10 protein-coding genes are annotated in these 13,358 nt (G+C 50.5%); 4 read left to right on the plus strand and 6 right to left on the minus strand.

The window, feature by feature from the left end; translation table 11 throughout:
- Positions 1–2 precede the first annotated feature (2 nt).
- Both Pla110_RS05535 and Pla110_RS05540 read left to right on the plus strand, forming a co-directional pair.
- On the plus strand, positions 3–980 hold the full coding sequence (locus Pla110_RS05535; protein ID WP_144994044.1) for an NAD-dependent epimerase/dehydratase family protein: 978 nt from the start codon (positions 3–5) through the stop codon (positions 978–980).
- Positions 981–1,211: 231 nt separating this feature from the next.
- Entirely contained in the window at positions 1,212–2,933 is a 1,722-nt protein-coding gene (locus Pla110_RS05540) for a hypothetical protein (RefSeq protein ID WP_144994045.1), read from the plus strand.
- A gap of 46 nt (positions 2,934–2,979) precedes the next feature.
- Here the strand turns inward: Pla110_RS05540 and Pla110_RS05545 are convergent, their stop codons facing one another.
- Positions 2,980–3,486, minus strand: a complete 507-nt coding sequence (locus Pla110_RS05545) for a globin (RefSeq protein ID WP_144994047.1) — start codon at positions 3,484–3,486, stop codon at positions 2,980–2,982.
- Between the two features lie 430 nt (positions 3,487–3,916).
- Positions 3,917–4,231 carry a hypothetical protein gene (locus Pla110_RS05550; RefSeq protein ID WP_144994049.1) on the minus strand — a complete coding sequence of 105 codons (315 nt, stop codon included), beginning with the start codon at positions 4,229–4,231 and terminating at the stop codon, positions 3,917–3,919.
- Positions 4,232–4,815: 584 nt separating this feature from the next.
- Here Pla110_RS05550 and Pla110_RS05555 point away from each other — a divergent pair.
- Together Pla110_RS05555 and Pla110_RS05560 are read left to right on the plus strand one after the other, a co-directional pair.
- Positions 4,816–5,862 carry an Ldh family oxidoreductase gene (locus Pla110_RS05555; protein ID WP_144994051.1) on the plus strand — a complete coding sequence of 349 codons (1,047 nt, stop codon included), beginning with the start codon at positions 4,816–4,818 and terminating at the stop codon, positions 5,860–5,862.
- 74 nt (positions 5,863–5,936) lie between these two features.
- Positions 5,937–6,317, plus strand: a complete 381-nt coding sequence (locus Pla110_RS05560; protein ID WP_231742923.1) for a hypothetical protein — start codon at positions 5,937–5,939, stop codon at positions 6,315–6,317.
- Between the two features lie 284 nt (positions 6,318–6,601).
- Here the strand turns inward: Pla110_RS05560 and Pla110_RS05565 are convergent, their stop codons facing one another.
- From Pla110_RS05565 to Pla110_RS05580, 4 genes are all read right to left on the minus strand, one after another.
- A complete protein-coding gene (locus tag Pla110_RS05565) occupies positions 6,602–8,179 on the minus strand; it encodes a hypothetical protein (protein ID WP_144994053.1) in 1,578 nt (525 codons plus the stop codon).
- Between the two features lie 587 nt (positions 8,180–8,766).
- Positions 8,767–9,249 carry a thioredoxin family protein gene (locus Pla110_RS05570; protein ID WP_144994055.1) on the minus strand — a complete coding sequence of 161 codons (483 nt, stop codon included), beginning with the start codon at positions 9,247–9,249 and terminating at the stop codon, positions 8,767–8,769.
- A gap of 1,164 nt (positions 9,250–10,413) precedes the next feature.
- Positions 10,414–12,429, minus strand: coding sequence for an Nramp family divalent metal transporter (locus tag Pla110_RS05575; RefSeq protein ID WP_144994057.1), 2,016 nt, complete (start codon positions 12,427–12,429; stop codon positions 10,414–10,416).
- A 388-nt stretch (positions 12,430–12,817) separates the two neighbouring features.
- The gene (locus tag Pla110_RS05580; RefSeq protein WP_144994059.1) at positions 12,818–13,282 is read right to left on the minus strand and encodes a universal stress protein; all 465 of its coding nucleotides are present in this window, start codon (positions 13,280–13,282) and stop codon (positions 12,818–12,820) included.
- Positions 13,283–13,358: the final 76 nt, after the last annotated feature.

The following is a 13,358-nucleotide window of genomic DNA, read 5'->3' on the forward strand; positions in this document are numbered from 1 at the left end:
CAATGGGATTCTCGTTGATTACAGGGGGGGCCGGATTTATCGGTAGCAATCTTTGTGGGGCATTACTGGAGCAGGGGGAGCAGGTGCGGGTAATCGATGATCTGTCGACCGGTCGCATCGAAAATCTGGAGCCATTACTTTCTCAATACGATCAGTTGGAATTCCAGGAAGCCTCGATCACCAGCGACAATCATTTGAACGATGCCCTGCAGGATGTTGATACCGTCTATCATCTTGCCGCAGCAGTGGGAGTCAAACTTGTCGCTGAAGATCCAGTGCGGACTATCGAGACAAATATTGCGCCGACGGAGTTCCTGTTGAAGGCCGCTGCTGTCCGCAATCAGCGGGTCTTTCTCGCTTCCACCAGCGAAGTCTATGGAAAGAACCCGAATTCCATCTGGTCCGAAGAGGACGATCTCTGTCTGGGACCGACCTCTCGCCCGCGCTGGGCTTATGGTTGCTCAAAGGCAATCGACGAATTTCTGGCATTGGCTTACGCGCGTCAGCACAGCCTGCCTGTCGTGATTGGTCGGTTCTTCAATGTGGTCGGGCCGAATCAGGTCGGGAACTACGGCATGGTCATCCCCCGGTTCATCGATAAAGCCCTCGCGGGAGAGAATCTTACAGTCTACGACGATGGCCAGCAGGAACGATGTTTCGCCCACGTCGACGAAGTCGTCCGCTGCATTCTTAAACTGATGGAAACTCCCGCCGCCAATGGCTTGATCTGCAACATCGGTGGCGACCAAAGCATCACAATGCAGGCGCTGGCGGAAAAGGTGATCCAAAAAATCGATCCGACTCTAGCTATCGACTATGTTCCATACCAGCAAGTCTACGGCGCCGACTTCGAAGATGTTCGCTGCCGCGTGCCCGACCTCTCCCGGTTGGAGTCGCTCATCCATGATAAACCCTCGCTTTCGCTCGACGAAATTCTGGACGAAATCATCAAATGGAAGCAGGCTCGACTTGATACATGATTTAGACATTCAAACAAGTCCTAACTGGGGGGGGGCAGATTCGCATAGCTCGAGTCCCTCCTAAACTAGATTTCGAATTGACGTCGAGCTCGAAACGGTTAGCGGGACAATTACTGTTTAAGTGGAGTATCTGTAGACTCCTCGCTCGTTTAGTTATGATATAATGGAAGTTGTACGAACGATGGCCTTTGTGAGGCCGTCACTCTTTCTCAAGCAATTGGACTCTCTGTTTTGTCCCTCGTAACTGATCAAGAACTCATCCAGTTGGCGGCGGATCGGCCCGAGCCGGTGTTGACCATATTGAAACAGGCGGAAGCTTTTAAACCGTTGCTGTTTGTGCTCGCGCTGATTCCGGGGTTACTCGTCATTCAGTATGACGAACTGACGCGGTACGACTCGCTGTTTATTCTGCAAAGTCTTGAACATTGGGAGGCTCCTTCTTCAGTCGCGTTTTCATTGCCGCATTGGATGACCGGGTTCACCTTGCATTTGACAGAACTGCCAATTAGCTGGCGATCTCTCCTGCCGACTTATTTTTTCGGTGTGATGCTCGTGCTGGTGGTCTTTATGCTCACCCAGACAATGCTGAACTCCCGCTGTGGATTGATCGCGTCTCTGTTATTACTGATGCATCCACAGTACCTGGAACAGTTGACACATCAGGTCACGCCCATGTGCGCCCTGGCATTGATAATCACCTCACTCTGGGGATATCAACGGCATCTGCTACAGAAGACTATTTTTTCGCCTTACTTACTCGTCGGTGCGGTGGCGGGAGGGTTGAACATGTTCATCGCTCCGGCGTTTACCTATTTTCTGGTCGCATGGATGGTCGCCGACACCATGTTGATCGCCGCACTGAGATCGGTCGTTCCTCAACCCAAAGGAAGTAGGAACCCTAAAGAGATTGGAATGTGGCATTCTTTGAGGTTTCGTCTTATCTCGTTGGGAGGCTTTGCCGCGATTATTACAGCCAGCGGGCTGTTTCTATTCAGTGTGCGTTGGGGGAGCCCGGATGACTTTGCTCTGCTCATGCCCAAATTGTCCCCCGTCTCCTGGGAAGAACAACGGTTGGTCACTGACTTTCTGGAATCGACCAGTTTCCTGCTCGGTTTTCTGCTGATTGGCTTGATCGTCTGTTTGAAAGCATTTTTACAATTTGGTCGACTGGCGATTAATCAACGTTTCTGGGTCATTGGTTTTCTGTTGAGTGGATTAGTCTGGGTTGCCTCCAATCAGACTCAGTCTGATCATTATCCTGACCTGGTAGCGGGCTGGAATTTGTTATTCACAATCACTTTATTGGTTCTGGTCGCCGTGTCGTTAGATAAAATTCTGGAACGACAGGTTTCCATCATCGATGTAATGATCGCCTTCGGTCTCGCGCTACTGATGGCCATCTGGTATACCTTGCGCGTTTTGGAATCAGTGAGTGTCTGGGTGCAGGTTGGTGTGACTCTCTTCATTCTAATTGCGCTTTGGAAAATCTGGTTACGAACCAGCGGACACGAGTTCCGCGCCAGAAAAATGCTGCGGTTAGGAGTATTCCTACTGTTGATAATGTGTCTGGGGAATAGCGTCCTGTCTCGAGAGAACCACAAATTCTTCGCAGAGAACGTAGCTGAGTTCGAGCACGGAATCGACGAGGTCGTCGGAAAAGCGGATCGTTTTTTTGTGATCAGCGAACAGGACTTGCAACCGACCGTGCGTGCTGTACTCAAAATGCAGTGGATGAATCGCCCCCTCGAACATTATCGAAATTGGAACGAGGCCGTGAATAAACTGAAAGAGGCCAACCAGAGCGATCCGCCTTCAGTTCTCGTCGTTAACACCGAATCGCTTTTGGCGCCCGATTTGGGATCCAGCTTACCGGGATGGACGTTGCAGTCTCTTGGTAACGAGTATTACCTGCAGCACTACATTCTGAGTTGCTATGTCGCGAATCATGATTAAGGACTGCCGATATTGAGCTAAGGCAATCCGACTGACGCAGTCTTTTCTACAGCCGAAACGAATTTTTTTGGATCAGGTATTCGATCCCGTGGGAGATCGAATCAGTCCAGGCCGTTTCGAGTTCGTCATTCCATTGGTCATCAAGTTCGCTGATCGTTTCCATGAACGACGACGACCAAAAGGTGTAGAATTCCGGTTTGAGTCTTAGTTTTTCTCTACTATGTAATCGAGCGACTTCGTTCATTTGCTGGATGGCTTCTGGTTTCTTTTCCGCAAATGAAACGAGTTCCGCAACCGATTTAGCGAGAATGCGATATCGCTGATTTACTGGAAAAACATCGAAGTATTTAGCGACTTCTTTTGAGGATCCAATCATTTTCTGATGGAACAGTGGGAGAAAATTGCTGGCGAGCATGCACCGTCGATACGAATCGTGGACTAGCAGGGCCGTCTCTTCTGAAAGAGGGGTGCTTTTCATCATGATCTGGTCAATCTCAGAAAGGTATTCAATATTGTCAGACAGGAGAGAGAAGGGAAGCAATAGACGGTACATGTACCGATCCGATGTAGACTCGAATGAAGCACGCCCACATTGAGTGGTACCAGTGTCTGAAAGAAAGTTTGTTAAAATCTCGTTTGAATCGCTCGTCTAATTAATTAATCGACATGCGATTCAATTGACATCTCGACTGTCTGTTTATTATTTGGACAATCGTCTCATATTTTTCAACACAGTTGGTTTAGATAAGATTAAACAAATTTGCACGGGTTTGTACGGCATTTACATGACAAGAAGACCATGGAATCGTCGTAAATAAATCTGGGGATCGAAACTTCGTGCGTGAAGGAATTGTTTGTGAAGAGCACGCAGAGGAGGATCGAAAAGTAAACCCGTTTTCGCACCGCGCAGCGGTAGATGGTACGAAGACTGTTCTCTTGCCGAAGCTGCAATCACCGATACAGGCTTGCGAATGCGAGTCGATTCAAGCCGATGCTTTTTCTGAGCAGGTGTAGAGATCAGATAGTTCGACCCGATTGGCGAGCGGCTGCTTGTGATAACGTTCGCCCTGAGCATCATAGAAGTAAATGATGTTGTGGTCGGTTGCCCATATCGCACTCAGACGGACGTTTCGCGGACCGTGCAATGTGTACTGAAGACCGCACAGTTTCCCTTTTTTAATCAGCGGAGTTTCCGTGGTCGGAAACTGGTCGAGCAACAGGTTTTCACGCTGACACAAGGTTTCGTGGATCCAGTCTCGGACGGTATCCAGGTTTTCAAACTCGGTGGGGGTTTCCATATAGCCTTCGGTCAATCAACAAGTCGAACGGACACTGGGCCTGAGTAGTCGTTTCTGTAATCGCTCCTGAAGTGAACCTCAGGAATTGTTAACGACAGTCATCGGTCCAGTAGGAGTTATGGAGTACTGAAGCAGTCGAATGTATCGACCCGGCTAACACCGTTCTTCGAATTTAAAACACTGAGTCGTTTCATCCGAATGAAACGCAAAGCTCCGCAAACTTTCCCGACCGGATTCTTCAGCAACTCTTTCAAGTCAAACTGGTAAGTTCAGAGAGACTTTATCGAAGAGGAAACGGATTTGGCGATAAGAGGGTGAAACTTGGCAAACCGTAGCGGTTGTAGTGAGACGTGGTCAGATTCACAGTGTGCATGAGCGAAGAAGAAAAGAGTCTCAAGTTCGATCTCATTGAATCGAACAGGAACGTTGCTGTGGGAGTGAATAGCCATCAATGATGCCTTCAAAGAGTGCGGGAAGACTCGCTTCTCCTGACAGTCTGTCCACGCTAGAATCGAAGGAACGGACAGACTTTTGCTTGTCGGGTCTGCCAATGGTCCGCGTCCCATCTCCGAGAGGAACCTTTCGTGCACGTTTTTTCCGAAGAAGAACTTCAGCAGATCACCAGTCGCCTGTTGCTTGCCGCTGGAGCGGATGAAGAGGAAGCGACAACAGTCAGTCGCAGTCTGGTCGAGGCGAATCTGTACGGGCATGATTCACATGGTGTGATGCGGCTCCCGTTTTATATTGATCGGATGCAGCAAGGGATTCTGAAACAGGGAAGTCGTCTGCAAATCTTGAACGAAACGCCCTCTGCTATTCTCGCCGATGGAGGTTGGGGGTTTGGCCAGGTCGTTGCTCGAGATCTCGTAAACCGACTCATTAAGAAGGCCGAAACAGTCGGTGTAGCGTCCGGGTCGTTGAAACAGTCTGCTCATATTGGGCGACTGGGCGAATATGCCGAGATGGCCACGGAAGCCGGAATGATCGCCTTAATCTGTGCCAATAATCATGGCGCGATTCAGCGTGTGGCACCCGTCGGCGGAAAACGCCCTCGACTGGGAACAAACCCCCTCTGTATCGGAGTTCCGGGCGGTGAGCATGGAGCGTTTGTGCTCGACTTTGGAACCAGTGCCACTGCCGAAGGAAAAGTCCGCGTCAAAAAAATTGCGGGAGAACAGATTCCCGATGGTTGGATTCTCGATTCAAATGGCGAACCTACCAACGACCCAAACAAACTGTACGAAGATCCTCCCGGAAGTATTCTCCCTATGGGAGGATTACAGGCCTATAAAGGATTCGGGCTGGCCTTCATGATTGAAATGATCGCCAGCGGCTTGGCGGGTGCTCCCTGTGCCCAGCCCGACGCTCCATCTCCTCTCGGAAATGCAGCCTGGTTTCTGGTAATCTCACCAGAGAAAATGGCGGGAAGCGACCATCTCGTTCAGGAAGTACGACAATTGGAAGAATACGTTCGCTCAGTGCCGAAAATCGATGGAGTCGATAAAATCACTTTGCCCGGTGATCCCGAGCGACGTATTCATGCTGAACGAAAAGCGAATGGAATTCCTATCGATGACGGGAACTGGAAAGCGATGCTCGATCTGGCCGAAAAACTGAACGTAAAAATTTGAGTGATAAAATTGAACAAGCTTTGTTCTGACAAAATCTATGGTTTCGCCAGACTTAAGATTTCGAGGGGAAAACGATGCTGCCGAATTTTCCTGTGGACGATGATGGTTCAGATCCGTTTGAAGCGGAGGAATCAAGCCCTGAGTTTGCAAACCCTGATGCCGCAAACCCTGCCGGGCAGGATGAAGAGAGAGAATCCGGGACGATCCCGGGGGATGCTCCACAAGAGCTTCGGTTGTATGTTCATGAACCTGATAGCTGGCAGGCAGTGGTCAAGCAGGGTTTTGAGAAAGAATATTGCTACTCGAAGCGACCGGGAGAAGATTACTTCCATCTGCTGATGAGTGGCGAAATCTACGTGCACAAAGGGAACGAGAAGTACTGTTTGACCTGCGCGTTCAGTCAAGGCGTTCTCTCCCACGATCGCATGCACTGGCAACATCGCAAACGGAGTTAAACCGCAACGACACAAGTCATCTCTATGACACGAATCGGAGTGGAGCCAAGTGACGCGGACCTACATTTTCAGGAATTCTGCAAACGTGGGTTTGGCGTTATATTACCTCTAGAACGCATTCCAGATAACCGTAGCGTGTTCTGGCGGCGTAGCCTGCTGTATTTAAGGGCTTTTCGGGACCGATAGCCGCCACACTTATCCGGGACAGGATCAAGCGGGATTTCTCTCGACGCGTCTACCCAGCGAGTGAAGATCGTTCTCGGTTTGTATTACACCCAACCAGATTAGTCTTTGCTGGGTCGTCGAGGACGTCGTGTGCGACGACGGGGGCGAGATTCTGATTTCTCCTCCCCTTTGTCAGACGAAGCCGGTTTGCTGCTTCTCTCTTTCCGTTCGCTTCTTTCGCTATTGGTATTTCCGCTCTCCGCATTTCTGCTGTCAGTCTTTCTGCTATCAGTAGTTCGGGTGTCAGTGTTACTGCCACTGCTTCGACCACCGCGGCTGCGACGCCGGGGTCCTCCACTGTCGCGGGAAGAGCTTCGTTTGCCTTTTTCCGGTGTGAGGACCATGTAGGAAATCGCTTCTTCCCAAGTGGGAATTCCTTCATTGCGACGAGCAGGTTTTTCAGACTGTTCGCGATTGGAAGAGGTTTTGTCGTTCTGATCATCGTCTTCAGACCGTTCGCGGCTTCGGCCACCTCGACGTCCACGAGATCGTCCGCGACTACTACGTCGGCGTGGTCGCTCGTCCTCATCTTCTTTACTGTCCTCGTTGTCGAAGTTGGCTGAAACATCGTCGCTGTCGTCATCGTCGTCGTCAAAGGAGAGATCGTCTTCGTCGATCTCGTTCACATCGTCGTCGCGATCACTGTTGTCATCATCGTCACTGTCAAACGAAAGATCAGGTTCTGCTTCCGCACTGGTTTCGTTTTCTGTATTGCGGCTACGGCCACCACGACGTCTGCGTCCTCCGCGTGAACCACGTCGTCGACGTGGGCGGCGTTTAGGAGCAGATTCTTCCTCTGAATTCTCATCGTTATCGTCGCTGTCGTCCTCTTCGGCAACAACAGTTTCCTGTTCGTCGTCGTCGTCATCGTCGTCATCTGTGGAAAGTTCGACGTCATCGTCTTCTTCGTCATCGTCATCGTCTTCATCAAAATCGAAGTCGAACGAAAGGTCCTCGTCTTCCAACTCTTCGATCACTTCTTTTTTGGCTACGGTTGGTTTTGGTTGGGACGGTTTTGATTCTGTTTTTTTGGCGGGAGTGGACTTTTGGGCAACCGGTTTTGTTTTGGCGGGCTCGTCGTCTTCATCCATATCACCGAAGGCTTCCTCGTCAAAGAAGTCATCCAATTCTTCGGCTTCATCATTTTTGCTGACAGCAGAGAAACTGCGAGTCTGTTTTGCTTCGTCGCTATCGTCGACTTCCACGGGGGCAGCTGCTTCCGGTTTTCCGTCGCCCCATTCCCAGTCGCTCAGAGCGTCCCAGAAATCGTCATCCGCCAGTTTTTTCTTCTGGGGAGCACTTTGGGCAACAACTTCGTCGTCTTCGTATTCGTCATCATCGTCTTCGTCGTCGAATGCCACTTCTTCAGAAGCTTTGGCTGCTACTGGTTTGGAGGCTTCTTTTACGGCTTCTTTTTTGGGTGCCGCAGATAGGGGGGCCGGTTTTTCTTCAGTCGTATCTGAATCGTCGTCTTCAAAATCGAACCGAAGTTCCGCCAATTCTTCGACATCGTCCAGATCGATTTCTTCGCTGTCCTCAGACGGAGTCGCTTCAATCCCGAACAGATTTTCAGCCAGGTCATCCCAGGAATCTTCGTTTTCAGGAAGGTCGCTGTTTTTTGGGGTCGGTTTTGTCATGATCTTGTTAGACGAGCGATAAAAGGTGATTGAACCTGAAGTGACAACTTGAAAGATAGGAATCTGCGGAAATTCGCAGATCGTTCCAACAGTACATACTGTCCTGTCGTCACAGAAAGGGGATGGCCCACCAAGTGGGAATCCGCCTGAAGAGAATGGGTTTCCGTCGCTATTGGGGCAACGGAGATCACCCACGGCAGAAGGTCTCGTATGCAAAGGCAAATTTAGGACGGGGTGAATTCTGACGAAGTCGGATTAAGCCCGTCCAGCATAGGCTTTGGTATTGCTGTTTTGTATTGGAAGCTTTCGCAGCGACTTGGAAGGGTTCTTCCTAACCTCTAACCAAATGAAGGCTAAAAGGGGCGCGCGAATTGCAAGAGGCGAATTGTAGCGGACGGGCGAGGAAAATGTCCAGTGCGGGTAGGCGTCAACTTCAGTTGCTTTCAGTACTTGATGCTCTGTTTTCCAGTCAGCAAGCAAAAAAACAGCCAGCCTCTCAATAAGAAAGGGCTGGCTCCTGATTTCAGATGGCAAATCGAGTAGATCGACGGTACTGGCTGCTTAAAATCTGCAACCGCAGAGATTCTCTAGCGAGAGAGACCAGTCTTTTTGATCGTACGTTCTTCGCCATGCATTTTTTTGGCTGTTTGCAGTTCGCGGATAAACATACTGCCACTGGTGTTGGTCACTTTGTGCAGTAGGCCAGTCGCACTTGGGTTCAGGACCATAATTGTGGGCACAACGCTGATGTTCATCTGGCTGGCCAGGAAACGATGCTGGTCGAAGTCGAGCATCACTGGGACGAAGTTCTTACTGAGTTCCCGAATGACCGAGGGATCCTGCATCGTGGTCCGCTTGACCGACTGACAGGGGCCGCACCAGGTTGCGGTGAAGAACAACAGTAGCGGACGATTATTTGTTTCCGCAATTTCCTGAGCAGGACCCAGGTCATGTTGCCATTCGATTTTGCTGGTTGAGGAGAAATGCTTTAGAGAGGCTTCTGCCATTTCTGTTGCATACAGGTTGGAGCTAAGGAGGAGGAGGCTGCCAATCACAAGTGAGGGGATCATGTGCTTAGTCAATTAAGTACCTTTCGCGCTATTATCTGGCACCCTTTGGGAGGGTAGAGGACAGGTGTCTGAAGCGAGTCCACAGCAAATCCATTTTGCCAGACAGAGCATCCTTTCATGAGTTCAAACAAAGTGGTTGAACGTTCCGAATCGGAGTTCTTTACACGTTTTAAAGAACAGAGGAGGAGCAAATCGCGAGATCACGATTGCGTACCCTCACCACGGAACGACCACTAGTGGGGAAATTTCTCGGAATAGAATCGTATTCACTACGAAAATGAGTCGCAGCGAAACAATATCGAGATGAGCAGTTCGGGCAGGTTTAACCGGGAGGGGGGAATTGTCATGCCTATATGTCGATTTGCGATCAGAAGAGTCTGAGATTGCAGAATCAACAACAGGGGCAAGCTTCCGTTCATTGCCGGGCAGTCTGACGGGAACGTTTCACCTGGAAGAGAAGGCTACCGCCTTCCCGAGGGGAATTCTCAGGTCATGTTGAGTTAGGGTCAGTTAACTGGGTCTGGAACGATCAGTCTGAGGATCGAACCCTGCATTTCCGAATCCGCCGAAGCGGTCAGGAACATCTCAAGCTGAGAGTGAGATGTGAATGGACTTCGACTGGTGGCGTTCCGTTACTTGAAATCAAGCCGGAACAAAGTGGGCTGAGTGCGTGCCACAAGCAAAGTAAGTAGGTCAGTGAGTCTAGCTCCTGTTAGCGGGTCATAGAACTGATGACGTCCATTCGGGAACCATCCTAATGGGGGTGTTGGGCAAGATCTAGGCTGACGGCTGTAGGGACTTTGCCTGAATTTTGAATTTCTAAGATAGAATGGGATATTTAGGTCTTGTCGGTTGTTTTGCTGCCATTTGGTGAGATAGCTGTTCTGTAGAGCTGTTGGACAGCGGTGTGAGTTACCTGAGGCGACCCAGATAGGTGAGGTGAATTTGAGCGCATTTCCTCTCCCCAACATAGGTTCTGGCAAGTTGAGTCTGCCTCGAATCCATGTCTGCGAGATCAAAACCGAGACGGACTTCGCACCGACTCTGTTGGGAACTGTTGGCTAGAGCGCATTCCAGATAACCGTGGCGTGTTCTGGCGGCGTAGCCTGCTATTTTTAAGGGCTTTTCGGGACCTATAGCCGCCACACTTAACCTGGGCAGGATCTAAACGAATTTAGCCAACGTGGATAAGCAGGCGACTGTGAAGAAAAACAATCCGGTCATACCGAGGGCTAATTTGGAGAACCAGTTCGGTCGCAGTTCCTTAGGAAGCAACCAGCAATTCACGACCAATGTGTGAATACAGCTGATTCCCAAGGCAAAGTTGTAGATCGTTGTCGCGATTAGCAAGAGTGATTCAGGCTGCTCCAACGAGAGCATGATCAAACCGAGAACGGTGTATACAGTGAGAACGGAGAAGTAGACATATCGAATGGCGCTCGTTTTCATCTTCTGAAGACGTGGGCTGGCCGTCCAGAAGACGTCCACCCAGCGGCGGATGACACCGTCCGCTGATGTCGACATGCTGGGAGCCAGAACGAGGAAGCCACAGAAGAGCGTCATGAACCCGAAAAAGGCACCCCATTCGGCTCCAAAACTGGAGATGGCCGTCGATTTCACTCCATCGGCAGTCATGACGGCTGCGGCCCATTTATCTTCAACGATAGTGCCGCGAGCAAGAAACTCGACCGACAACATACTGGGAAGTGCTAAACCAAAGAAACAGGCCGGCATCCAGATCACGAGTTGGTCACGAACAATATGTCGATACCACCGCTTCCAACGAGGTAACGATTCCGCAGTTGGTTTGAATACTGTTCCGACGTGCGAGAGCTGAATGTCCTGGCCACCGACGATACTCGGAATCGCACCCACGTGATGCCCCATTCCCCAACCCTGGTCGCGGGTGTAATTACTAATGGGCGTGTTTGATAATCCCCCGGAACCGGAGATGGCAATTAAGGCTGAAAGAAAGGCGATGACAGACCAGTCGATATGAATCGGTGCTTTTTCACCTTCCGATTTGAAAGGACGCAGAAAGAGGTTCTCCACGTTATCCCCATCGCGAGTCCCGTCTCCATCATAGTCGAGGTAGGGATCCAGATAGCCATTTTGGTCTGCATCATAGGCGATACTGGTGTCGGGGGTTCCATCATTGTTGGAATCATAAGTGTAGGCGACATCGGGCTGGCCATCTTCATCAAGGTCGGGCCACAGGATGGTCTCCGATCCGTCGATGCCTGCCGAAACAGCGACCATCGGATCCGCAATATTGTCGCGATTGATATCAGTCGCGTCGTTTTTCCCATCGCCATCCTGGTCAATGACATAATCTGTTCGTGGTTCAATCATGTCTAACCGGCCATCGCTGTCCCAGTCTTCCCCGGGATCGAGTATGCCGTTGTGGTTCACATCTTCGACCGATTCAATAGGAATATTTCCGAATTTGAAGAAGCCTGAGAATATCTCAATCCATGTGGTTGCGCTGGAAAAACAGAGAGCGACGATCAGAAGAAACGTCATCACGGTGATGATCTTAAAGGCCATGATGGCCTTCAACATGTTGAAGACTTTGCCGCCAAAGATAAGAGGGACAATCGCCAGAACAAAGATTATCATGCCCAGCACGCGCATAATTTCGCCGTGGGAATAAGTCCCCCCCATTCCCGCAATTTCAATCGTCATACGGCCCGCTTCCGCGTCGGGTGTACCACCAAGATAAGCTGCTAATAAAGGTGTCGCGGCGTAGGCGGCGAGATACGGAAAGAAGGAACCGAAGTCGAGCAGCAGGTAGCTGATCATCCAGAACCGGGGACCCGGTGGAATGCGGAATTTACCGGTAAAAATTGGCTCACCGGTGTAAAGCGTGTACCGACTGATTTCGATGTTGTAGATCACCTGACCTAAAATACTGAGCGTGGCCAGCCACAACAAAGTCCCTCCGTAGCGGGCGGTGACCAGTGGGCCAGTTAACCATTCCCCACCTCCAATCGCGGCTCCCCCCAAAATCAGTCCAGGACCAAGCATCATTGCCCAGTTTTTCAATTTGAATCGCGGAGCATCAATCAACTCTCCTGTTTCCCATCTAGGCATCTTTGGAGAGCCGGGATAGGGCGCTTCGAAATCGGAGGAGTTACTGACGGGGATGTCGGCGTCGGGCGAGGAGGGGGAAGAGGTCATAATGAATAAGTCCAGGCTGCTGGGAATCAGCAACCCTCCTGAGAAGGAGCATCAAGATTGGAAGAGAGAGCCAATTGACGGGGCAGGGACGCAGGCGGAAGTGTGTGGAGAGAAATCGTGTCACCGTTCGCGACCCTGTCGCCAGGGAGGTGTTTTCAGAATACTGTAAATGCGATACAGATCACAATGACAAAGCACTGCGACAAAAGCAAAAGACCTCTACAAAAAATAGAATACGAGTGCTGATATCGACAATGGGCTTGGCCTTTGTTTTGCCATCGAAACCAACGTTTCCGAAGTTAAAATCGCCCTGTCCAAACGCAATTCATCAAGACCGTTTCTGAAAAAACATTCGTTATCGGACCACTCAAGACGGCGATTCGATCAATTAAGGTTGGATAAACTCGTGCTCTCCGCTGCGGACGGTTAAGACGGGGCAGGGAGCTTTGCGGACGATTTTTTCTGCAACAGAGCCCAAAAGCATATGAGCGATCGCTCCCCGGCCATGGGTGCCGATAATGATCATGTCGACTTCTTCCTCGCGTGCAATCCGCACAATCTCGACGAAGGGTGTTCCGATCTCTACGACGACCCGAGCGTTTTTTAAACCATGCTCTTCAATCTTTTTCTGACAGGCTTTCTCGGCACTCTGCTGTTGAATCTCGGCCAGGTTCGGGGGGAAGTAGGCTTCGCCCATGGGGGGAAGCTCTGCCATCAGCGAAGGTTCTTCCACAATGGCGGTGACCAGAACTTCGGCGTCGAAGGTTTTGGCAAACTCGGTGGCGTAGCTGATCGCGACTTCGGAATGAGGGCTGAAGTCGGTGGCGACCATGATTTTTTTGAGCTTGATCATGAGAGGGGATTCCTTGTTGATACGAGATGAAGGACTAAGTTCGGTACTGACCCCGCCCCGGATATTTCCGGCGTGG

This window comes from Polystyrenella longa, assembly GCF_007750395.1.
Lineage (GTDB): Bacteria > Planctomycetota > Planctomycetia > Planctomycetales > Planctomycetaceae > Polystyrenella > Polystyrenella longa.